Source organism: Chryseobacterium sp. KBW03, assembly GCF_003852415.1.
GTDB lineage: Bacteria > Bacteroidota > Bacteroidia > Flavobacteriales > Weeksellaceae > Chryseobacterium > Chryseobacterium viscerum.
This window is the reverse complement of the sequence record NZ_QAJO01000004.1, coordinates 498,534-521,334: the sequence shown is the minus strand read 5'-3', so window position 1 is coordinate 521,334 and position 22,801 is coordinate 498,534. Positions and strand designations below refer to the sequence as shown.

28 protein-coding genes and 1 pseudogene are annotated in these 22,801 nt (G+C 36.4%); 6 read left to right on the top strand and 23 right to left on the bottom strand.

Translation table 11 applies throughout. The features are described 5' to 3' along the window. Window positions 1-43: 43 nt before the first annotated feature. The 5 genes from DBR39_RS10335 to pepT form a co-directional block, all read right to left on the bottom strand. Entirely contained in the window at window positions 44-640 is a 597-nt protein-coding gene (locus DBR39_RS10335) for a porin family protein (protein WP_124532810.1), read from the bottom strand. A gap of 152 nt (window positions 641-792) precedes the next feature. Continuing rightward, the gene (locus tag DBR39_RS10330; RefSeq protein ID WP_124532808.1) at window positions 793-1,026 is read right to left on the bottom strand and encodes a hypothetical protein; all 234 of its coding nucleotides are present in this window, start codon (window positions 1,024-1,026) and stop codon (window positions 793-795) included. 176 nt (window positions 1,027-1,202) lie between these two features. After that, window positions 1,203-2,510 (bottom strand): hypothetical protein, encoded by a 1,308-nt coding sequence (locus tag DBR39_RS10325; RefSeq protein WP_124532806.1) that lies wholly within the window; start codon window positions 2,508-2,510, stop codon window positions 1,203-1,205. Window positions 2,511-2,701: 191 nt separating this feature from the next. Further along, a complete protein-coding gene (locus DBR39_RS24470) occupies window positions 2,702-3,268 on the bottom strand; it encodes an energy transducer TonB (protein ID WP_228447815.1) in 567 nt (188 codons plus the stop codon). 6 nt (window positions 3,269-3,274) lie between these two features. Next, a complete protein-coding gene (pepT, locus tag DBR39_RS10310) occupies window positions 3,275-4,522 on the bottom strand; it encodes a peptidase T (RefSeq protein ID WP_124532800.1) in 1,248 nt (415 codons plus the stop codon). A 189-nt stretch (window positions 4,523-4,711) separates the two neighbouring features. Here pepT and DBR39_RS10305 point away from each other — a divergent pair, with 189 nt between their 5' ends. Beyond that, on the top strand, window positions 4,712-5,560 hold the full coding sequence (locus DBR39_RS10305; protein ID WP_124532798.1) for a hydroxymethylglutaryl-CoA lyase: 849 nt from the start codon (window positions 4,712-4,714) through the stop codon (window positions 5,558-5,560). Window positions 5,561-5,673: 113 nt separating this feature from the next. Continuing rightward, on the top strand, window positions 5,674-6,510 hold the full coding sequence (locus DBR39_RS10300) for a sulfurtransferase (protein ID WP_124532796.1): 837 nt from the start codon (window positions 5,674-5,676) through the stop codon (window positions 6,508-6,510). A gap of 52 nt (window positions 6,511-6,562) precedes the next feature. Here DBR39_RS10300 and DBR39_RS10295 read toward each other — a convergent pair whose 3' ends face one another. The 15 genes from DBR39_RS10295 to DBR39_RS10220 form a co-directional block, all read right to left on the bottom strand. After that, window positions 6,563-6,889: an SUF system Fe-S cluster assembly protein gene (locus DBR39_RS10295; protein ID WP_034691980.1), complete on the bottom strand. Its 327-nt coding sequence runs from the start codon at window positions 6,887-6,889 to the stop codon at window positions 6,563-6,565. 3 nt (window positions 6,890-6,892) lie between these two features. Beyond that, complete coding sequence (locus DBR39_RS10290; RefSeq protein ID WP_103235385.1) at window positions 6,893-7,594, bottom strand: 3'-5' exonuclease; 702 nt, start codon at window positions 7,592-7,594, stop codon at window positions 6,893-6,895. 18 nt (window positions 7,595-7,612) lie between these two features. Continuing rightward, window positions 7,613-7,960 (bottom strand): tRNA-binding protein, encoded by a 348-nt coding sequence (locus DBR39_RS10285; RefSeq protein ID WP_124532794.1) that lies wholly within the window; start codon window positions 7,958-7,960, stop codon window positions 7,613-7,615. Further along, window positions 7,957-8,466, bottom strand: coding sequence for a hypothetical protein (locus DBR39_RS10280; RefSeq protein WP_124532792.1), 510 nt, complete (start codon window positions 8,464-8,466; stop codon window positions 7,957-7,959). The genes DBR39_RS10285 and DBR39_RS10280 overlap by 4 nt, the downstream gene beginning before the upstream one ends. 287 nt (window positions 8,467-8,753) lie before the next feature. Next, complete coding sequence (locus DBR39_RS10275) at window positions 8,754-9,152, bottom strand: GNAT family N-acetyltransferase (RefSeq protein WP_228447814.1); 399 nt, start codon at window positions 9,150-9,152, stop codon at window positions 8,754-8,756. Between the two features lie 160 nt (window positions 9,153-9,312). Further along, window positions 9,313-9,915, bottom strand: a complete 603-nt coding sequence (locus tag DBR39_RS10270; protein WP_124532788.1) for a YdeI/OmpD-associated family protein — start codon at window positions 9,913-9,915, stop codon at window positions 9,313-9,315. Further along, window positions 9,912-10,334, bottom strand: a complete 423-nt coding sequence (locus DBR39_RS10265; protein WP_124532786.1) for a DUF1761 domain-containing protein — start codon at window positions 10,332-10,334, stop codon at window positions 9,912-9,914. Before DBR39_RS10265 ends, DBR39_RS10270 begins: the two co-directional genes overlap by 4 nt. An 11-nt stretch (window positions 10,335-10,345) precedes the next feature. Further along, window positions 10,346-10,849 (bottom strand): DinB family protein, encoded by a 504-nt coding sequence (locus DBR39_RS10260; RefSeq protein WP_124532784.1) that lies wholly within the window; start codon window positions 10,847-10,849, stop codon window positions 10,346-10,348. Window positions 10,850-10,919: 70 nt separating this feature from the next. Further along, window positions 10,920-11,618, bottom strand: a complete 699-nt coding sequence (locus DBR39_RS10255) for a helix-turn-helix transcriptional regulator (protein WP_124532782.1) — start codon at window positions 11,616-11,618, stop codon at window positions 10,920-10,922. 553 nt (window positions 11,619-12,171) lie between these two features. Then, window positions 12,172-13,182 (bottom strand): trypsin-like serine peptidase, encoded by a 1,011-nt coding sequence (locus DBR39_RS10245; protein WP_124532778.1) that lies wholly within the window; start codon window positions 13,180-13,182, stop codon window positions 12,172-12,174. Between the two features lie 74 nt (window positions 13,183-13,256). Further along, complete coding sequence (locus tag DBR39_RS10240) at window positions 13,257-14,102, bottom strand: caspase domain-containing protein (RefSeq protein WP_124532776.1); 846 nt, start codon at window positions 14,100-14,102, stop codon at window positions 13,257-13,259. A 269-nt stretch (window positions 14,103-14,371) separates the two neighbouring features. After that, window positions 14,372-15,016, bottom strand: coding sequence for a response regulator transcription factor (locus DBR39_RS10235; RefSeq protein ID WP_124532773.1), 645 nt, complete (start codon window positions 15,014-15,016; stop codon window positions 14,372-14,374). Beyond that, a complete protein-coding gene (locus tag DBR39_RS10230; protein WP_124532771.1) occupies window positions 15,013-15,783 on the bottom strand; it encodes a sensor histidine kinase in 771 nt (256 codons plus the stop codon). The genes DBR39_RS10235 and DBR39_RS10230 overlap by 4 nt, the downstream gene beginning before the upstream one ends. 13 nt (window positions 15,784-15,796) lie before the next feature. Next, window positions 15,797-16,441 carry a hypothetical protein gene (locus DBR39_RS10225; RefSeq protein WP_124532769.1) on the bottom strand — a complete coding sequence of 215 codons (645 nt, stop codon included), beginning with the start codon at window positions 16,439-16,441 and terminating at the stop codon, window positions 15,797-15,799. 13 nt (window positions 16,442-16,454) lie between these two features. Beyond that, window positions 16,455-17,018 carry a hypothetical protein gene (locus tag DBR39_RS10220; RefSeq protein WP_124532767.1) on the bottom strand — a complete coding sequence of 188 codons (564 nt, stop codon included), beginning with the start codon at window positions 17,016-17,018 and terminating at the stop codon, window positions 16,455-16,457. A gap of 247 nt (window positions 17,019-17,265) precedes the next feature. On the opposite strand from DBR39_RS10220, the gene DBR39_RS10215 reads away from it, so the two are divergent. Further along, entirely contained in the window at window positions 17,266-18,135 is an 870-nt protein-coding gene (locus DBR39_RS10215) for a RimK family alpha-L-glutamate ligase (RefSeq protein WP_124532765.1), read from the top strand. Between the two features lie 47 nt (window positions 18,136-18,182). On the opposite strand, the gene DBR39_RS10210 is transcribed toward DBR39_RS10215, so the two are convergent. Together DBR39_RS10210 and DBR39_RS10205 are read right to left on the bottom strand one after the other, a co-directional pair. Beyond that, window positions 18,183-18,659, bottom strand: a complete 477-nt coding sequence (locus tag DBR39_RS10210) for a hypothetical protein (RefSeq protein WP_124532763.1) — start codon at window positions 18,657-18,659, stop codon at window positions 18,183-18,185. A gap of 187 nt (window positions 18,660-18,846) precedes the next feature. Beyond that, a complete protein-coding gene (locus DBR39_RS10205) occupies window positions 18,847-19,671 on the bottom strand; it encodes a universal stress protein (protein WP_124532761.1) in 825 nt (274 codons plus the stop codon). A 230-nt stretch (window positions 19,672-19,901) separates the two neighbouring features. On the opposite strand from DBR39_RS10205, the gene DBR39_RS10200 reads away from it, so the two are divergent. The 3 genes and pseudogenes from DBR39_RS10200 to DBR39_RS24550 all read left to right on the top strand — a co-directional run. Beyond that, entirely contained in the window at window positions 19,902-21,020 is a 1,119-nt protein-coding gene (locus DBR39_RS10200) for a sensor histidine kinase (protein ID WP_124532759.1), read from the top strand. After that, a complete protein-coding gene (locus DBR39_RS10195) occupies window positions 21,017-21,601 on the top strand; it encodes a LytTR family DNA-binding domain-containing protein (RefSeq protein WP_317127288.1) in 585 nt (194 codons plus the stop codon). Before DBR39_RS10200 ends, DBR39_RS10195 begins: the two co-directional genes overlap by 4 nt. A 12-nt stretch (window positions 21,602-21,613) precedes the next feature. Then, window positions 21,614-21,781 (top strand): annotated as a pseudogene (locus tag DBR39_RS24550) (LytTR family transcriptional regulator DNA-binding domain-containing protein); the annotation flags it as partial. A 182-nt stretch (window positions 21,782-21,963) separates the two neighbouring features. Here DBR39_RS24550 and DBR39_RS10190 read toward each other — a convergent pair. After that, window positions 21,964-22,557 (bottom strand): porin family protein, encoded by a 594-nt coding sequence (locus tag DBR39_RS10190; RefSeq protein ID WP_124532757.1) that lies wholly within the window; start codon window positions 22,555-22,557, stop codon window positions 21,964-21,966. Window positions 22,558-22,801: the final 244 nt, after the last annotated feature.

The following is a 22,801-nucleotide window of genomic DNA, read 5'->3' as shown; positions in this document are numbered from 1 at the left end:
GCAGGGAAAACAGTTTCTAACAGGTAAAGATAATTTAAGTTTTTTAGAACAGGAAATACCCTATTCCGAGGGAAAAACTGTGGGGTTTGGACTTAAATTCTTTACTAATGCTTGTAAGGCCGGTCTCATATCTCAGATCTACCGTGAAATTTTTATAGTCTAATCCTACTCCTCCCATAACTCCAATATTGGATTTATCAAACTTTTTAAAACCTTCCTGAAGAGCCTGAGAAGTAGATAAATTATTATTAAAAGCATAGCTGTAAACGCCTCCGGCAAATACCCTTACATTGAAATCATCGGTTTTAATGAATTTATATCCTACCATTACAGGGATATCAATAGCGTTCCATGAAAGTTTTGAAGAGCTTCCGTCTTGGGACTCGAATGATGTTTTCCTTTTGTTGAAGAGTGCTTCTCCTTGTACATACAGGCTTCCCAGGTCTACTCTTGTCATTACTCCCGCCTGATAACCGAAGCCGTATTTCCCTTCCAAGGAAGAAGATTCCGTTGAGGTTTTTGTAAAATTTGTTCCTCCCTTTATTCCGATGTGAAAAGCGGGGGTTTGCTGTGCTTTAATGTCTATAGTGCAGGAAATGCACAATAATAGAGAGCTCAAGGCTAAAAATTGCTGCTTCATAAATTAAGTGTTGTTAAAAATCTGATGCAAAACAACAATTATGAAGCAGGAGATGAAATTTTATTTGATGAACGGCAGAGATGCTTTGACAAGGTTCTGTTTTCGGATGAAAAATAAAAACCGGAAGTAGTACTACTCCCGGCTTTCTATTACTAATAAGGTTGTTCTTCACAGATAGAAGGAGGGTTGCATCCGCCTCCGCCAGGATTTCCACCACCTCCTACAGCGATGCATTGTCCCGGACTTCCGTCTTCATACATTTCACAGGCATTTCCCCAGGCACACTGGCAGTCATCCTGACAATTATAGGAATTTCCTCCCATATGACAGCCTCCGCCTCCGCTTCCCAGAATTGCAGATAAGTCTTTTCTCAAAAGTTTTTTCATTTTTTTCATGATTAAATTTGGTATTAAATGTTATAGTTTAAAATTGTACATCCTTGTAAATATAATAAAATTGCGTTAATTAATTGTAAATGAATTATATGTATGATGTTTTTTATACTAAAATAAGCCACTTCAAGAGTGGCTTATTGATAATGAGATAGATGGACTGCTATGTCTTAGAAAGTGAAATCCTTTTGATACAGCAGATATTCTTTTTTGAAAAGAGGGATAGTCCCTTCATACCTGAGAGGAGCTATTCCAAAACCATAAAACATATCTGCCTGAATTTTGCCTTTTACAGAAAATACTCCTTTTCTTTCGGGAATAAATGTCAATCCCAAAGATGAAAGGGCAGAAGCTCTTCCTCTTAATCCGGAATTGGCAATAGGAATAGAAATAAACAGCAGTCCTACAGCTCCTTTAGCCTCTAAACCTGCTTCAGCAGATAAGTTTCCTTCCACACCGGTGATGGCGGGATCTGATTTCTTTTGAAGATTGATATTAAGTGCCGGAGTTTTGCTTATCAGGAAGTTGGCATTTCCTTCAAGATCCAAAAGCTGTCCTTGCACCTTTCCTGTTGCCTGCACTCCAAGAAATGGTCCTGCAGAAAGGGTAGGGCTTAAAATAAGACCAGTAGGTCCCAAGACAATAGGAACGATAGGGATATTCAGATAATCTGTCGTGCTGGCTGTATAACCCAGGCTTCCTACAATACTTGCAGAGCTCTGAAGCTTGATGTCATCCATGATGAGGTTGACATAAAAATCAGATAAATGGCCCCAAGAAAAAGTGATATGATAATCAATTTTTGGAGTAAATCCACCCTTTACATTCACGCTGGAAGTTCCTGCTGAGGATAAGGGAAATGAAAAGGTTTTATCAAAATCAAAACGGTTGAAAGCAACTGCTTTTTGATTTTGGAGGTTTTTGGCTTCAATAGAAAGTATTTTACGATTGATCTCCTGAGAAACCAAACCTTCTACGGGAACATAATTCACCATTTTTCCATTGATATTAATAGGCGCTTTATCTGATGGATCATACACTCCGCTGAGTGTTCCGCTATAGATAAATTCTTCAAGTTTTGCACTGGAAGTCTGTACTGTGAAGCCGTTATTTGATTTGGAAACAGCGTTCACTTTTGAAAGGATGGTACTCACCTGATTGCCTTCTACTTTTGTGCCGACAATAACAGTTCCTGCCGAAATACTGTCTGTTTGTGGAGTGCTGTGGTTAAATGTAATTTCCCCTTCATTGTGGGCAGAAATTGCATTTACCGATTCATCATTCAAGATAATAACATTTTTCTGTAAAGTCAGTTTTCCTAATGTCTTCATAGGAACAGACTCTGCGGTATTTTCAACAGGAGTATCCAGTGGATCATCCTGAGAACAAGACGTTAAAAGAAGCAAACAGAAAATAGAAAAAAGAATAGAAAAATAAAATTTTCTGCTGATTGTGAAGGGGTTAGATTTCATTTTCATAAACAGTGATTTTAAGTTTCTATCTAATTTAGGTGAATTATTTAACGCTCACAAAAGAATCATATTAAATTAGTATCAATAACATAATGATTTTCAGTGAGATTTACATTTTGTTCTGGTAATCATGAATACGAATTTCTAAGGTAATAGGAAATGAAAAACCCGCTGTGATGAGAGCGGGTTTATATAGATTATTTTTTTAAAATCAATGTTAAAGGAATAGAAACAGTAGAAGATACCGGTTTTCCTTTATCTTCTGCCGGCTTCCACTTGCCTTTGTCTTTTATGCGGTAAAAAGCGGCTTCAATGAATGCATTTACATCTTCATTATTTCCTTTTACGTTGGGGTCAAGAGCATTTCCTTTAGAGTCTACAACAAAAGTGATTGTTGCTTTGTAGGCATCTGAAGAAAAGTTGAGAAAGTCAAGATCCACTGCTTCATATAAAAGCTTTTGGAAAGCGGCTTTACCTTTATCATATTCAGCTTCTTTGGTAACCTTTCCTTTTGCGGGTGGATCTGCAGCGATCATTTTCTTATCCTCAACTGAAGCTTTTTCCAAAGCATCCTTGTATGCTGCAATTTTATCCTCGGTCAGAAGCCATTCTTTCTTGGTTTTTAAATCATTAGGCTTAGGATATTTGTTATACAGAGCCGCTTTCTTTCTTTCATAGCGGGAATCTGCCCTTTGAAATTCAGAAATCTGGGCGCTGCCGAAAATAAAAGTGAAAATGAATGCTGATGCTAAGACCTTTTTCATGATTTATTAAGCTTTTACAATATTAATAATTACTTCAGTGGCTTTTTCCATACTTTCCAATGCTACATACTCGTAGGGTCCGTGGAAGTTGATTCCTCCTGCAAAAATATTCGGACATGGAAGCCCCATATAAGAAAGCTGTGCACCATCTGTTCCTCCTCTGATCGCTTTGATCTTAGGCTCAATGCCAGCTTCTGTCATTGCTTTTGCAGCAAGGTCTACAATGTGCATTTTACCTTCAAATTGCTGCTTCATATTTCTGTATTGCTCTTTGATCTCCACTTCAGCAGTTCCTTCGCCATGCTTCTGGTTGAATTCAGCGATTTTCCCTTCCATGAATTTCTTTCTGGCTTCGAATTTATCTGCATCATGATCACGGATGATGTATTGAAGTTTTGCTTCAGAGATGTCAGCTGTAATATCCATTAAATGATAGAATCCGTCAAAACCTTTTGTTGTTGCTGGAGTTTCGTTAGCCGGAAGTGTTTGAGCAAATTCAGCTGCTAAAAGAGCTGCATTGATCATTTTTCCATATGCATAACCTGGGTGAACGCTCAATCCGTGGATTTTTACTACAGCACCTGCTGCATTGAAGTTTTCATATTCCAGTTCTCCAACTTCTCCACCGTCCATGGTATAAGCCCACTCTGCACCAAATTTAGCGACATCAAATTTATGAGCGCCTCTTCCGATTTCTTCATCCGGAGTAAATCCTATAGCGATTCTTCCATGTTTGATCTCTGGATGGGCGATAAGGTACTCAGCAGCAGTTACAATCTCTGCACAACCTGCCTTATCATCAGCACCAAGAAGAGTTGTTCCGTCAGTCGTAATTAAGGTCTGACCGATGTATTTTTTTAAGCTTTCAAATCTTGAAGGGGATAATGTGAATCCTGTCGCCTGGTTCAAAAGAAGATCATTTCCATCATAGTTTTCCCAAACCTGAGGCTGTACATTTTCTCCACTGAAATCCGGTGAAGTATCATAGTGTGAAATAAATCCGATAGTAGGTCTGTCATCATTTTCAAGGTTAGAAGGAACATATCCCATAATATAACCATGCTCATCAATTGAAACATTTTCCAGACCGATAGTCTTCAGTTCTTCAGTAATATAGTTGGCAATATCCCACTGGCGCGGAGTAGAAGGTGTTGCTTCACTTTCTGCATCACTGGTTGAATATATTTTTACATAGCTAAGAAAACGGTTCAGTAATTTCTCTTTCCACATTGGGTTGAATTCTATTGTACTCATCAGATTTATCATAAATTTTAACAAAGTTAGCAAATTTGATGCTCAGAATACATTATTTGAGAGTTAATATCAGTTATTGAAATTATAAATCAGATATAAAACTTTGAAAATCAAAATAGTGTTAGATTTGTATGTACAGTATACTAAGTAGTTTAGTTTTATTATATTTGAGAAAATCAAAAAGTAACAATGTTTCTTACCGAATGTCCTAGAGATGCGATGCAGGGATGGGGAGAATTTATCCCTACCGATAAAAAAATCGATTATATCAACTCCTTGATGGATGTTGGCTTTGATGTGCTGGATTGTCTGAGTTTTGTTTCTCCAAAAGCAATTCCACAGATGGCTGACTCTGATGAAGTAGCTGAAAATATTGATAAATCACGTTCCAAAACGAAAGTTTCTGCAATTATCGGAAACTACAGAGGTGCCGAAAAAGCACTGAAACACAATTCTGTAGATATTCTGGGCTTTCCGTTTTCTATTTCTGAAACCTTTCAGCATAGAAATACCAATAAAAGTCAGGAAGAAGCTTTTGAGGAGATTATTAAAATGCTTGAGCTGACAAGAGGCGAGGGAAAACAGCTGAATATCTATTTTTCCATGGCTTTTGGGAATCCTTACGGTGAAATGTGGAAATGGGAAGATGTTGACCAGTGGGCACAAAGATTCTCTGATATAGGTGTGAAAGACATTTTATTGTCAGATACAACCGGCGTGGCAACTCCGGAAACCATTGCTCTCTTGTTCGAAAAGATACCTTCAAAATACCCTGAAATCAACTTCGGAGGACATTTTCATAACCGTTATGAAGATTCTTACTCGAAATTAAAAGCGGCTTATGATAAAGGTTGCCGAAGATTTGACAGTGCTATCAAAGGAATTGGCGGTTGTCCTATGGCTAAAGATGATCTGGTAGGAAATATGCCTACCGAGCAGGTGATCAACTTTATGAGTGTTGAAAAAGCAGAACATAAATTGAATCTCCTGAACTTTGAAAGTTCTTATAACAAGGCGAAGGATATTTTTCATTTTTAAATAGTTATAAAGAATAAAAAAATAAATAGGAGCGGGCTAAAGCCCGCTTTACTATATTAAGATACATATGGCTTTAGCCAAATAATAATTAAATTAACCCCAAAATCAACAAAATGTCTCCAATCATCTCACCCTCCGAATTAAAAAACCTTTCCACAGAAAATCTTATCATTCTTGATGCAAGAACAGGAAAAGAGGTAAAGCAAAACTATCTTGAAAAACATATTAAAGGAGCAAGATTTATTGATCTGGATAAAGATCTGGCTGAGATAGGAGAAGATGCTGCTTTTGGAGGAAGACATCCGCTTCCTTTCGTAGAAAAGTTTGCTGAAACATTGTCGAACCTTGGGGTCACTGAAAACTCTCACGTTGTTGTGTATGACGATAAAAATGCTTCGAATGCAGCAGCAAGAGCATGGTGGATGTTGAGATCTTTCGGCCTTGCAAATGTTCAGGTTCTAGATGGCGGAATGCAGGCAGCTGAAAAAAATGACTTTGAATTTTCTTCAGGAGAAGAAATATTTAATAAGGCTGTTTTGATTGAAAAAAATCAGTGGAACCTTCCGGTTTCGAGCCTGGAAACTGTTGAAAATGATCTGGCAGGAAATTCTTCCACCGTCATTGATGTAAGAGATGCCTATCGATACAGAGGTGAGTCTGAACCAATAGATCTGGTTGCAGGGCATATTCCGGGAGCGATCAATATTCCTTTTTCTGAAAACCTTGATGAAAACGGTAATTTTCTGAGTCCGGTAGTTTTAAAAGAAAAATACAGTCAGTTATTAAAAAATACCCCTGAGCATCTGATTATTCATTGTGGGTCAGGCGTTACAGCATGCCACACTATTTTGGCTCTGGATTATGCAGGTTTTCCAATGCCCGATCTGTATGTAGGATCCTGGAGTGAGTGGAGCAGGAGAGAAGGAAAAGAAATTGCAAAAGATATGTAAAAAACAAAACCCCCGAAAGAATTCTTTCGGGGGTTTATATTGTTAAGAGTAATTAAAGCATTCCCAGCTCAAACTTCGCTTCTTCACTCATCATATCCTTATTCCAGCTCGGTTCAAAAGTAAGCTCTAAATCTACACTTTTTACGTTCTCTACTTCAGCCACTTTATCTTTTACTTCCTGTGGTAGTGTTTCTGCAACAGGACAGTTGGGAGTCGTAAGTGTCATTATAATTTTTACGTCAGCATCATCGGAGATCTGGACATCATAAATCAGTCCTAGTTCGTAAATATCTACCGGGATTTCGGGGTCATATACGGTTTTTAGTACACCAATGATTTCCTCACCAATGTCAGCAATTTGATCGTCTGTAAATTTCATTTTTTAATCTAGATTGATATTCCTTTTCAACAAATCTTCCTGACGCATGCGCCGGAAAATATTTGCCAAAGTTAAGACATCTTTTTCACAATAGTCAACAATTCTCTGCAAGTCTTTTTCTATGTAGTAAATTGATGAAACCATTGAGCCGTCAATATCATCTTTCGGAGTTGGAATGCCAAAGACATGAGCCAGTAATTCCAGTGACACAAAACTCTTATAATCCCCGAACTTCCACAGTTCCATGGTGTCTATATGAGGAATCTCCCAGGGCTTTTTTCCAAACATCTGGAACGGAGCCGGAGGCTGCATTCCATTGATAAGGTATCGTCTGGCAATCCAGGGGAAGTCAAATTCCTTTCCGTTGTGAGCGCACAGAATGACATTATAGAGTCTGGGACTGTTGAAAATTTCTCCAAATTCCTGAAGCATTTTCTTTTCATCATGTCCGGAGAAACTTTTTATTTTTAAAGTATCATTCTTTTCAATCATCCCGATGGTAATGCAGATGATTTTTCCAAACTCGGCCATAATACCGGCACGTTCATAAAATTCTTCTGCCGAGACCTCTTCTTTTCTCTGGAATCTGGTCTTCTTGTCCCACAGGTATTGCTCTGTTTCGGATAATTCGTCCCAGGATCCTGACTGCGGAACGGTCTCAATATCAAGGAATAAAACTCTTTCTAAAGGTATGGTCTGTATCATATGTGTTTTTGTTGGTATCTATCCTACCTGCATTCCGTTTTTTGTAGGCAATGAAGGAGCTAAAAGAGTAACATCTTTTTTATCATCACCATATAATCCTAAAACAAGACATTCGCTGAAGAAGTTGGCAATCTGCTTTTTAGGGAAATTAACCACGGCTAAAATCTGTTTTCCTACCAGTTCCTCTTTTTCATAAAGAGAAGTAATTTGTGCCGATGATTTTCTGATTCCCAGATCTCCAAAGTCTATTTCCAACTGATAAGATGGGTTTCTTGCTTTTTCAAAATCATTCACTGAAATTATTGTTCCGCATCTGATGTCTATTTTTTCAAAATCTGCCCAGGAGATGTCTGGTTTTACTGTCATGGTAATTCGTTGATTAAATGTTCTACTTCTGTTTTCTGCTCTGCATATTTTTGCTGTAATACTGACCCTTCACCCATTCTTTTGTAATATTCCAACGCTTTTCCGCCGAAGAATTTTTTATGAAAATCTGAAACCTCCGGAATCTGTGGAAATACTTTGTGAAAAAGCATCTCATAATACGCCTGAAATTCTCTTTCATTTTTGTCTTCAATTACCTGTCCGGGAGCTTTCTGTCTTACATGAAGCATTTCGTGAGCCACCATATTCAGAACAAGGTTCAGGTCAAAATCAAATAAATTTCTTGGGATCATTACGGTTTGCGGCCCGCCCAGACCTCCTTCTGCTGTAAGAAGCATCGAGGTGGGAGAAAGTTCTTCCCTGAATCCAAATCCTGCAAAGTTCTCATGTTCAAGATCAAAAGAATGGATCAGATATTTTGCGGCATCCAAAATCTGGTTATGCTCTTTGTAAGCCTCAAGGTGTAAGTTGATCTGCTCGAAATTCATCTGAAATATGTTTAATAACAAATGTATTAAAATATTGAGAATTACGATATATTTTAATTATTCGAAAGTACAAAGGGGGAAAATATTGGATTTACTTTATAAATCGTACTGAAGTAACTATTACTTTGGAGATTATAACCAGTTTAACCTCTTCTTTAGGAGCTCAAAAGGGTAGTTGCGTAATGATAGGAACCCCTCTCTATTATAAGAATCAAAGCTTTTTGGAATATATATTATTATGACGCTTTAAGTTTTGATTTTTGAGCAGCTCTATTTTGATTTTCACATTAGATACTCCATTCGTAATTTAGCCATTCTGTATTTTCCTTTGCTCCTATACGTTCGTAAAATCTTTTACCTGCATCATTCCATGGTGCGACAGTCCATTTGATCTGTGTACAGTCATGCTGTTTTGCATCCTCCTTTAATGCATTCATTAGCTTTTCTCCTATTTTTAGGCCTCTATATCGATAGTCAACATATAATTCTTTTAAGTAAACTGCAGATCGGTTCTGCGCCGTATACGGCAGGAAATAGTAAACAAGCATTCCGGCAATCTTATCATCAGACTCAGCAACAATGCAGAAAAAATCAGGAGGCGTTTTTCTAAATCCGCTTTCTTTGATAATCTCTGGAGTAATAGCAAAAGAATCATCATAATGTTCAAAAATAGCAAGCTCTTTCATTAGTATCCAAACTTTTTCCGAATCTGATTCAACTGCTTTTCTTATTATAATTTCTTGATTATTCATTTTATTTAAAATTTTTAAAAAGAATATTATTTATGTAAATCCATGTTAAACAATTATTGACTATTAATGTCTTATATAAAATTACTGTTCTATGTTAGCTGTTACTTTTCTTCTTGGGTGTAAATAGTTTTGATAGTTGTTTATCGAAGGCACTTTCTGCTATTTCCAGAATTCTTTTTTGTCTTGTTACTTCTGTTTTTGCAAGTGCTATCCATTGCAACAAATACTTCTTTTTGCTTTTGCTTAATGTCAAAAAAATATCCTTTGACTTATCAAACTTTGTGAATGCCTCTTCTAAGTCTGATGGTATCATTAGTTCTTCTACTTCGTCCAAAATTGTCCATGAACCATTCTGTTTGGCAATTTCAATAACTTCTAATCCCGCAGGTGCCATTAAACCTTTTGACATCAGCTTTTCAAGTTTTTGTTTATTTATTTTGCTCCAAGTACTATTGTGTTTTCGCTTACAAAAATATTGTCTAAAAGTATTGTCATCAATAGTTTCTGCTCTGCTATCAATCCATCCAAAACACAAAGCTTCATCTACGGCATCACTCCAGGTTACGGTTGGTTTTCCTGCATTCTTTTTATAAAAAATAATCCAAACAGCATCTTTTGTTAAATGATTTTTTTGCAACCAGGTTCTTAAATGCTGATTAGTTTTTGGATAGAATTGTTCTATTTCTGGTTTATTCATTTCTTACGCATTGCTAACATAATGAGACAAGACACTAGAATACAAATTAAATGATAACTGCCAACAAGTAAACCATAAGGCATTGGATGCGGAATATTTGGGTTGATTGCAATATCAAAAGTATTAGCGACCAAAAAACCAATTCCAATGATTAATGCAAATTCAATAGCCACTTTTCTTGTTTTTATGTCTAGCACTCTCATCAATAATGCTGTTGTAATTATAGTGGGGAGAATTGTCAAAGGTGGGCCATAAAAATAAATAGGGTCTGGCTCTACAGGTAATAATCCCAATTTATCTAATGTGCTAGCATATTGATTAGGGAATAAAACGGTGAACCAAAGCCAACCAAAAAATGAATAAAATACCAATGATAGCAAAACGGCTAACCAATTTATTTTTAAAATATATTTAATCATAATTTTAAAGTTTATTTGTTTGAAGCCATTAAAGAGTAAAATAAAAAGTCAGTTGATGGCATTTCTGTAAATCTTAAACTATGTGCCATTGTTATAATTTGCCCACGATGATAGGTGCTGTGATTAAAAAGATGTTGCAGATACTCAGCAATTGTAAGATTTGCTTCAAACCAAGGTGTTTTTATATGCATATTTTCGGTTAGCTTTTCGTCTGTAAGCTGATCAACTTTCTCTGCAATTATTGCTGATCTTTTTAATAACCCATTAAAAACTTCTTTGGATTTAAGGTCTTGCACACCGTATCGATTAACTACATCATCATTTTTGAAAAGGTAGGCACACCAAATTTCTTCAATAGCCCAAATATGGTTTAGGGTTTTAAGAATGTTGTTAAAACTTGATGGAACATCTTGCTGTAATTCTTCATCCGATTGTTTGCTTAACCAATTTACAAACTGTTGATGTGCGTTTAAATTGTAAGCAGCATAGCTTCTCAGTAATTTCTTGATACTCATTTTATTTTTGTTTAAATTATTTATAATGCAAAATTAAAATGAGCGAGTGACACCTGTATGTCAAGGGTATTTAATGTCCGTGATATTTTTCGAAAAAATCTTGTAAAGTCATTTTATGAGGTGTGAATTTGTCTGGTAAGACTTCTAATTTTTTAATTCTGTCCAACCGGAAAAAACGGAATTCTTCACGCAAACGACAATAGGCAACCAAAAGCCAACTCTCTATAGTACTAAGCAAGGCAAAAGGCTCAACGGTTCTTTTGCTTTTTTTATTTTCGGCATTTATATAGTCTAATTTTATTAAATAAAAGTTGGTTAATGCGTTTTGTATGACTGATAAATTATTGCTATTAATTTCGAAATCTTTAAGTTTTTCAAATTTTGTTCTTACTGAAAGTAAGTTAACTTTGTCTTTTTCGCTTTGTCTTAATACTGCTTTTATTTTGTCTATGGCTTCGGCATAATCTTTTATTAGCGAACTGTCTCTATTTTTTAAAACTAGTTGTTCTGCAATTATTAAAGCATTAGCTTGATTTTCGGTAAACATTACGGGTGGAATTTTATAACCATCCATTAAACTGTAACCTTTGCCGTCTTCTGTCAAAATGGGAACCCCTGCTTGATCCAATGTTTTTAAATCTCTGTAAATAGTTCTTGTACTTACACCAAATTTTTCGGCGAGTGATGCAGAGGTTATCAATCGTCTTGTTTGCAAAGTTGTTAAGATTGCTACAAGTCTTGAAAGTCTATTTATACCAATATCATTCATTTCGCAAATATCATAAAATTCTTTTTAAATTGTAAGATATCCTAAAATAGCATAAAGGACAGAGATTTGATGGATTTCTTTAATTTACTTTTCTTCATAACAATCGACTGAGAACTTTGATCTTAATTTTGGTAGATTAAAAAGGTTTCTGAAAGATTGTTACCGTCGGATTTTTATATAGTTAATGATTATCTGCAATATATCTAAGATTTATGTTTTAAATTATTTTGGATTCTTGGAAAATTGCAACTTTCTACCTTAAAGTCAAGTCATAAGCTATGCACAATTTTCATATTCTACTATATCTTTGATGTTTTCTGTGAACTTATATAGCATTTCAACTTGTGTGGAGATGTTTTGGTCTGAAGTTGAAACTCTAGCATAGGCTACGGTCATAATTTGTCTTAAAAAAAGGATTATTTACAATAACTATTAAATAATATGGGAAATGAGACTCGTTTTTAAACTCTAAGACTGGTTTTTAATTGTTTCATAAAACGAAGAAAAAAGCCCACCCAAAAAGGCAGGCTCTTGATTGAAACTAAAAAATACATTAAGGATGTTCATTTCTTGCTCTGATGACCAGATTCACCAAATCTGAGCCTCCACTTGCAAAATTATCACTCGGATTATGAGCACTTTGAGTGGCTACAGCATATGGAGAGCCGTCCCAATATCCCCAGAAAGGACCTCCGCTTTGCCCAGGCCATATATCTGCTTTGTGGCTCATGCTTTCGTTGTCATCTGCACTCCAGAAGTCTCCGTCCAGCGCGATACCTGTTTGGTAAGTGGGTCTTTGGGTCCCTGTAAGATCTCCCGGATATCCTGCGTGAGTCCAGTAAGCACCTCCATCCCAGGAATCGGAATATGATTTTGAGCCTAGCCAGCCTGTGCTGTTTCCGATAGGTCTGTCTAATACAATCACGACATAATCATATTGTATCTCTGTAGAGTCAATGCTAGGGCCAGCTACTTTATATTTGTAATACGTTAATGTACCCCAGGCAGTTCCATAAGGAGCGCTTCCGTTGTAATACATAGGTGTGAACTTCAGCCATCCCGTTGTATTATTAGGCTGCCAGTCTACGATATGAGAGCAGGTAAGAAGGTGTCTTGGTCCGATCATTACACCGCTCCCTGATCCTAAAGAACTTTCTACTCTGCCGACACATCTCCATGGATACGCCGTAGAATTATATACTTTTCTTTGATCTGCCCCGAAAATAGTTCTTGCATTTTCAGGAGTCAGGAAAGAATCTCTGTCAATGAATTTAGGTTTACGATCTCTTTTGGGTTCCAGTTTGGGACTGTATTCAAAATCAGCATGGGTAGGGTAGAAATGGTCAGTTTCCAGCGATCGGTTTTCTGCTGTTTTTTCATCCATAGGCATTCCTATTGTTTTCATTCCTTTAGGAAAAGTTCTTCCGTTAATGGTTTCCATAGCAGGAAGCTGGCTGAATAATTTTTCAATGGCTGCCGGTTTTTCAGTTAGTTTTGCTTTAACAGTTCTAAGTCTTAAAACTTCTTCTGCTGTCATTGGGTTGTTGTTTTCAATTTTAGACATGATTATTATTTTTAATCTGGTATGTTCCTACTCTTTTGATGGCTTTTCGGATTCCGCCGGTAATGGTTTTATGATTAAGTGAATATTTTTTGTGAAAATTCTGCAGGGATGCTTTCTGTCTGATTGATTTGAGCGGCTCCCATAGCAGCTAATGCGATAGCAACCTGCTTATCCAGGATTTTTCGGATGATATTTCCATTGGTAGCACGTAATATTTTGCAGAAGTGATAAGTGAAATAGCCTCGTATCTGACCGCTGATATTTCCTTCCATAGAAACCTGATTGTCTTTCGCGGCAGCCCATAACGTGTGATTCATTCCGGCAACAGGGATCAATGCTTTAGTCAGGACAGTTGATTTTTTAGCATTTTTAGAAGATTCCATTTCACTGGCATACGTCAGATAAAATTCATCCTCAAGCATTGGCGGAATATAACGGGCGGTTTCATTAAGGAGGTCTGCTTCCAGTCCCAGATCCATTTTTCGGGTTCCCGTTCCGGAATAACAGCAGTCGAAGATGACTTCCATATTCACTCCAGGTTTTAGCTTGCTGAGAACGGTTTTAAAATCATCATCACGGATGACCCCATTATTGGCATAGTCGTGCGGACAAATAGCTTCGTCCAGACCATCCAGTTCCAGATCTGACCCGATATTAGCCACTCGGGTTCCGTGTCCTGAATAATAAAAAACAAGAGAATCTCCTTTTACACTGGTGCTGATGATCGATTTCAGATAGTTTAATATATTCGCTCTTGTGGCATTTTGATTGGTCAGGATTTTAATCTTTGCCGGACTAAAGCCACAGATCACCAATGTGTTGGCCATATCCCTCGCGTCATTTACGCAGCCATTAAGATCTGGTCCTCCATATCCGATAGGTGCATAATCATTGATTCCTACGATGAGTGCTTTTTTCATTGTATTAGTTTTAAAATAATCCCTACTCTGTTTCGGCTTTTCGGGTTCTGCCTTCCTTTGTTTTTCTATGACAAAATTCCGTCATTCTACAGAACAAAAACAGAGGATAAAACCGTATTTTAGTAAAGGGAAAAGCCCCTTTTTAATTCTGTATGAGGATGTTATGTTATAAAAAATCCGGCAGCTTGAAAAGCTGCCGGATGGGTAAGTAGGATGTAAGGATGTTTATGTTATGAGATAAAATAAGATCAGAAAATTGAAATATTCTATCAACACAGATCGTGTTTTAAAGCAAAGAGCACCAGACCGGCTCTGTTTTTTATATCCAGTTTTACAAAAACGGAATCTCTGTAGCCATCAATTGTTTTGGGGCTGAGGCACATCTTGTCTGCTATTTCTTTATAGGTAAGTTCACTGCAGGCCCATCTTATAAAATCTTTCTCCCTGTCTTTCAGTTCCGAAAGTAAAGAAGCGGTTTTTATTTCTTCTGTTTTTACTTTCAGAAGTTTCTGGGCCACAAAATCAGTATAAAAACTCCCTTTTTCAAATACAGTGTCGATCGCCTGAAAGAGGATAGAAGGCTGCATGTCTTTGAGTAAGTATCCTTTAGCTCCTGCCTTTAGCATTTTAATCAATGTTTTTTCATCATCATCCATTGTCAAAGCAATGACTTTAATGTCAGGATAGTGCTCACTAAGCCATTCTGTAGTTTCTATGCCGTTTTTATAAGGCATGTTGACATCCATCAATACAACATCCGGCAATTCGGAAGCTTTTTCTATGCCAGCAATAAAATCTTCTCCGTTAGGATGATTCATGATCACCCTATATTGAGGATTTTCTGAGATCATATTTTCCAATGCTTTGGAAATTAAAGTATGATCATCCACGATGGCTATGGGAATGGTTTTCATAATAAATTTTTGTGATAGGTTATCAAAGTTTGTGTTCCTTTGTTCAGTTCCGATTGTATAGCCAGTTCAGCATGGATAAGCTTGGCCCTCAATTTCATGTTTTTCAATCCTGAACCGTCCTGAATATTGCTTGTATCAAAGCCTTTTCCATTGTCTGAGATACTAATGTGTAATTTTTCACAGTCATCTTCCATTTGTATAGAAACATTTTTGGCTTTTGAATGTTTCAAAACGTTATTGATACTTTCCTGGATAATTCTGAAGAGGATCAGCCCATGTTTAGGCGAAATATCAATGTCCTGTTTCTGAGTGACGAATTCTATTTTTAATAATTTCAGTTTTTTGATCCTTTGAACCTCTCTTTCTATGGATTCTGCCAGTCCGAAATGAATGATTTGTTCGGTAATCAATGTTTTAGACAAGTTTCTTATATCCTGTATACATTCGCCTAAAAGGTCATTCAGTTCTATCAGATCTTCTTTTTCCGTGTTTTTTAACTTGGTAATCAGCTGATTTTGTCGTAACCTGACTACAGAAAGTTTTTGCCCAAGATCATCATGCAATTCCTGCCCGATATAATTGAGGGTCTGTTCCTTCATTTCCACCTGAGAAGTGGCCAGTTCTTTTTCAAACCGCAGATCTTTTTCCTTTTGCTCTATCAGGAGCGTTGTTTTTTTTTTGATAAAAACAGCATAAATGAAGATCATTGTCAAAACAACGATGAATAATGTAATGGTAAAGATGATGACCAAGTTATTCTCTTCCATATCTAAGAAGCATTTATCTGTTTCTGTCTTGTTTGTTCCAAACTAAACCCAATATAAGTATGCTGTTGCTGATCAAATTCAACATAAATAAAATGAAGAAATAAATATTCTCCGAAACCGTAGTCCTGAAAAAGAAAATAGGAATACTTCCTATAAAAAAGATCAGTAAAGCCACTGAAATCCAGAAGGGTAAGTAATTTTTGATTTCTAGTATTTTATCTGAATTAAAGGTTTGATAAAGGAACAAAATAATTGAAAATAGCAGCAGCAGAATATCTACATACAGCATATTAAAAGAAAAATGATGAAGCAGATCATCTTCCGTGTAAAACATTACCGCAATATTGAGGACAAAAAGCCCCAGAATAAACATCTGTATCTTTTTGAGCAGCGGAACATACAACAAATGGTAATAATACAGTAAGTATAAAAAAAACACGACCATCAAAAAACCAATGACATAGAATATATCCGTAGGCAGACTCTTCAGCGCAAAGTAGAAATAACAGAAAATATCAATCAGGGAAAATAACAGGTATCCGATGATAAAAAACAAATTTTCCTTTCCGGTTTTTCTATATTTTATAATCATTAAAATCATGACTACAATAGATATGACCATAGATATCTGTTTTCCTATTTCAATATTCCAGTTCATAGTTTTATTTTTTTTATGGCATTGTTCCAGACAACGTTTTTGGCGGCGGAGCCAGATTGGTCATATTCATAGATTCTATTGAAGGTACATCTGTATTTTCCTCGGATGTCGCGGATGTTGCGGATCTCGACACGGCATTATCTCTTTTTTTCTTTTGGGCAGTAGGGGCCAAAAATATGGTTTGATAGCCTGCATATTCAGGTTTTGCCATTCGGTTTTTAGGATGATTCAAAGGGTATTTTCCCATGTAAATCCTGATTCCCGGATTTTTTAAATTTTGTTTCCTGGCATTTTCTTTTACATATTTAATATATCCTTCCATATCTTCCAGCGAAAACCAGTACCATCGGGAATCGGGCTCACCATTCCTGTATTTGGTGAGAGCTTCATGATTGGTTCTCGTGTATTCATCAAAAAGAACCCGGCCTTCACGATAGCTGATCAGTTTCTTTTTATAACTGTTGCTAACGGGTTCTTTAGGAGGTTCGGAGCAGCGGGTACAGCTTAGTAAACAAAAAGCGATAACAAATGCTGCACAAAGCGGACTTAAGATTTTAGTAAAAAAGGAAGTTTTCATTTTTATGGTTTTTAATTTTATTGAACAAAATTAGCGAACGGTATAACTATAAAAAAGAGGGAAAACACTGTTTTTTATCCTTTAATAAATTTACGACTTTTTGATATTCAGATGGATATGAATTGTCAATTTGTTTTCCTTATCAGAAAAATCCCAATTGTACCCCTCAAAATAAAAAAATCTGTGTCTGAGTTTATCCTTAAGGTTTCCCGAAATTGAGGTTGAAATAAAACTCAAAAACAGAAGCATGAAAATGACAATAGTAGGCTATAAAAAAGAAGAAAGACTCTCGCAGGGAGTGGCCAATGATGAAGATACAGAACTGATTAATTTTTTAATACATAAAGGCTTAGACGTTGTTCCAACCATCTGGAATGATAAAGCCGTTGATTGGAGTAGTTTCGATGTCGTTGTCATCAAATCTCCCTGGGATTACCACAATCACTTACATGAATTCCTGAACTGGCTGGACAACCTTGAAAAATTAGGGGTAAAAGTGTTAAACCCTGTTGAGATCATTCAATGGAACAGTGATAAACATTATCTGAAAGACCTTGCAGAAAAACAACTTCCTGTTATCCCTGCTGAATATATTGAAAAGGGGTCCGGATTTGACAACCGTTTCTTTGCGTATTTCAATACGGATAAGCTGGTTGTAAAACCCTGCGTAAGTGCAGGAGCACAAAATACAATCACGGTAAGCAAAGATAATTTCAATGAACGTTCTGTAGAAATTGAAACCCTTTTGAAAGAGCAGGATTATATGGTACAGCCATTTGTAGATGAAATTAAAAACGGAGAATGGTCTTTCCTGTTTTTTAATGGAAAATATAGTCATTGTTCATTAAAAACGCCTAAAAAAGGAGATTTCAGAGTGCAGCATTATCATGGAGGAAGCATCAGTTATCCTGTTCCGGATCCCTTACACATAGAACAGGCGGGTTCCTATTTGAAAAGCCTGCCACAAGCGACCCTTTATGCAAGAGTAGATGGTGTTGTAATCAACAATTCATTTCAATTAATGGAATTGGAGCTCATAGAACCTTACTTATTTCTGAATGGAGATCACCGTTTATTGGAAAACTATTACGAGGCTTTAATGACTCTGGTTTCTTAAAATATTTCATCTGTCACCTCAAGTTCGAGGTGATTTTCTTTTGAAGACTATTTTATAATTTCAAATTTAACAACAGGAATGATAGGGGTATCATCTGCCGGATCTGTACTGCTGAAAAAAAATAATCCTTCTTTTGTTGCCTTCAGGATAAAACCGTTTTTGGGAAAAGCGGCATTGGGATTATTACTTTTTACGGTATAGGTTATATTTCCAGATGTGATATTTTCATTCATTTCACATCTGATTTCTTTAATGATAAAGTTGGTTACAGTCTTTTCCTGTTTGTTGGGCTGCTGAATATTAGTAATGATCGTGGAATGAAGCGGATCTATAATTATTTCAGATGGAATTGCCATTTCAAAATTGTTCTTGGTTAACACAATTTTATCTGAGGTCAGTTTCATCTTTTGCATGCATTGCTTGCTGATGTCTTTTTGCCCTTTTAAATCTTGTGCTGAGAATGGGATGCATGTGATAAATAAGAATAAAATAATATACCTGAAATGAGGAAAAAGATAGTCCATAACGGTTTTTGTTTTTAGTTAAAGTATATATCAGGATAAGCTCTTTGTTTGATTGGCAATAATATGAAATTAAAATAAAAACAGGACCGGAAACCTCTTTCCGGTCCTGTTAAACAAGATTAAGTGTAAAATTTAGCCTTCAAAGGCAAAAAAGGATAATTCAAATGTGTACAGATTTTTATTGATCTTAATCTACGTTTAAGGGAATTGATAGCAATGGTATTTTATTTTTATAAGCCATAATAGCTGTTTTGCTTCGATGGAAAAGAGCTTCCACAAGGTTGTATTTATAAGGAACCATGGTCAAAAGATCTGGGTTAATCAATCTGATTTCCTCTTCAATAGCCTTGATCACCTCGATGGATTGAATCATTTTAAAGCTGTATTTAATATCATCCAGATCATGTCCCGAATTCAGATCGATATCATGGATCACCTCAGCAAAATCTTCCAGCCTCTCACTTACATTGAATACCTCTACCTCAGCATTAAATTCATTAATGAAATAATAAATGTCATTCATCGCAGACCAGGTCATATTTTTATGATTGTCGTAAGCAAAGAGAATTTTCCTGATTCCTGTGTATTCTATATGAGCGGGAACAATTAATATCGGTTTTTGTATTCTATGGATAGCCCTAGTTACACTATTGCCCAAAAGCCTTTGTTCAAGGGTCTTTTCTGTCATTCCCATAACAATAAAATCACCCCCGTGGAGCTGTATACAGTTTTCCAGTTCTTCAATGAAATTACCGGAAGCCAGATGATGGTCGGTTTCTATAGTGTATAGCACCTTAAGTTCAGTGGCTTTATCTTCAAGTTTTTTTTGATTTTTAAAAGTCTGGGAATAGAAGAAATCTGCTGAAGCCTGAGCATTCAAAGCATGAATAGAAATAGTCTGTAGATTAAACAGTACGATTCTGTATTTATTTTCTTTAGCCATAGAAGCTGCATAATGGGTAGCATTTTCAGCTTCAGGGGAAAAATCTGTGCAGACAATTATTGTTTTCATTGTACCGGATTTAATACTGCAAAACTAGGAGAGACCGTTGAGGTCTTGTGATAAAAATAATGTGATGTTGCATAAAATGATGATGAAATGTCTTTTTCAGGTGATGAAACGTTAGCCTTCATTCTAAGTCATCTATTTTACGTTTCAGGTCCCGTTTTGGCGGTCTCGTTCAAAATAGGAAACACTCATATAAAATCTATTTCTATATTTACATTCATAAAATCCCGGATATGAATAGGATTTCTACCATCAGGAAAAATATAGTACGGAATAAGAAGGTTCTTTCTACCATGAAGAGAAGGCTCGTGATCTGGGCGGTAGCAGTGGTCACTTTCTGTGTCTTTTCCTATCTTATTGATCCATTTGATCCCGTTTGGAAAGGATATCTGGACGCTCCCCTGCAAATGATCCTGGAAGATGCCACATGGATTATCTTTTTTTTCATCATTATTTCAGAGGTAAGCATATTTATAGACAGGACCCTTAATAAACTGCTTCCCTGGAAAGACAGAACCATAAAACGACTGCTCATTCAGTGCTTACTGCAGATTGTGGGAAGTGTTATGATTGTGATTATTATTAACGCCATTGTAGACTGTACTTCAGTGACATTACCCGAGATGGATTCCCGAAAAGAATATACACTCCTGGGGCAGTGGATTGCAACCAATATTGTAATATCTTTGATTATCAGCGCATTCAATACCGTGGATTATTTACTTGAAAACTGGAAAAAAACAGCAGTAGAAGCCGCCCAGCATAAACTTAGGGCGTCCAAGCATAAGCAGGCTGCCATGGCAGCAGAACTCCAGGCGCTTAAACTGCAGATAGATCCCCATTTTATTTTCAATAATTTAAGTGTACTGTCAGAACTCATTCTGGAAGATCAGCAGCTAGGCTATGACTATTCGGAGAATTTTGCAAGAGTATACCGATACTTGTTGGTCAACTCCAAAAAAGACATCATTGCAGTAGAAGAGGAGCTGAAATTTTTAGAATCCTATATCTTTCTGATTGAAAAAAGAATTGGGGAAGGGGTGGTGTTTACAATAGATGTTCAGGAAAAATACAAATCGATGTATACCCTTCCATTGTCTTTACAGCTGCTGGTTGAAAACGCCATTAAGCATAATCAGACATCAAAGGCAAATCCTTTGGAAATAGAGGTTTATACTAATCCTGAAGGAGAGCTGGTAGTATCCAATACATTCCTGCCATTGATCAATAAGCCGGATTCCTCTGGAGTAGGGCTTACCAATATCATTGCACGATATGAAATCTTAGGATATCCAAAACCTGTTATTGAAAAAACTGAAGATAAATTTATTGTAAAACTTCCATTGATATGAAGATTAATAAAATTTTAATAGTTGAGGATGAAAGGCCCAATGCAGACCGATTAAAAAGACTGTTGCTGAAGTTAAGACCCCATATCGAGATTCTGTCCGTAGAAGATTCAATTACCTCAACGGTACATTGGCTGGAGAATAATGTCGTTCCGGATGTCATTATGATGGATGTACGTCTGGCAGATGGCCTCAGCTTTGAAATATTTAATAAACATGAAATTAAAAGTGCTGTTATATTCACCACGGCATACGATGAATATGCAGTACAGGCATTTAAATACAACAGTGTAGATTACCTTCTGAAACCTATTGAAGAAGATGAACTGGATGCGGCTTTAAAACGTTATGAAACCTTTATGGATGCTGTTCCGGTATTGGGAACAGCCATCGAAGGACTGCTGAATTATATCCAGCCTAAAGATTACAGGAAACGCTTTCTGATTACCCACCGGGACGGATATAAAACCGTTTTGGCGGAAGATATTTTATACTTTTATACTGAATTGGGAATCAGTAAAGCCATGCTGACTACCGGAGTGGTGGAAAACCTTCCCCAAACACTGGAAGAACTGGAAAAATAGTTAGACCCGAAATTCTTTTTCCGCGCCAACAGACAGTTTATCATTCACATTGATTCTGTAAAACAAATTTTCAATCATTTTAATGGAAAACTGAAGCTGGAACTCAGAAAACAACCAGATATGGAAGTAATTGTAAGCAGAGAGAAAGCCTCTATTTTCAAATCCTGGATGGATTATTAGCTGACAAAATAATATAAAATACATGAAGTTGCCTTTTCAGAGGGCAACTTTTATTTTTCTATAAGATCCGGCATGATAAAAAAATGACCTCCTCAAACATTATGAGGAGATCAGAGATATACAAGTAAAAAGCTGATCAGTAAATTTACTTTTTTATGATTTAGTCTTTTAGCAATCTAGCCTTACAAAGGAATAGCATAACCTAAAGAAACAGCAAAACCTCTGTTTTTCACATCAACCCCTTTTTCATCAGAAATATTGCTTAATCCCAAATTATACCTTCCATCGATAATCATTTTACCAGGACCGGCCGGAATTGCTATACCAGCGCCCATTTGTACACCGAAATCTATAGTCTTGGTTTTCCCATAGGCCGCCTTTATTTTATCACTTTTTCCCATCAGGAAGCCAATAGAAGGACCCGCATTTACATAGACCGGACCAAAACTGTATTTAGCCAATACCGGAACCTCGATATAATTGAAATTGTAAGTTTCGTTTCCGAAGCTGTTTTTAAACTTGGTTCCCTTACTGATAAAGTTAACTTCCGGTTGTATGGAAAAATTCTTTACGCCTGTCTGTATATTTACCCCTAAACCTGCCTGGAAGGATATTTTAGATTTCTCTCCATTCACATTTTTAATAGACTGGTTGGCAAAGTTGATCCCTGCTTTGGGAATCAGTTCTATACCGGAATCTTTTTTCGTTTCTTTTGTCTGTTGTGCCTGTACTCCCAAACCGAATACAAGAGCGGTGATTGCTAAAAACTTTTTCATTTGATAAAAATTTAAATTAATAACTTATTTTTTGTTGTATTGATACTGCGAAATTATGCCCGTAAATATCCTGAAACGAGAGTTTTAAATGTGAACCGTATAAATTTGAATCTCAACCGTATTTTTGAAATATTCAACCGAAAAAGAGGTTTTTTTATCATTTTTATACGCTGAAATGCATGTTTTCTTTTCATTTTTAGTATGATACGCTTCACCTGCGATTAACGACACTTCACCCAACTTC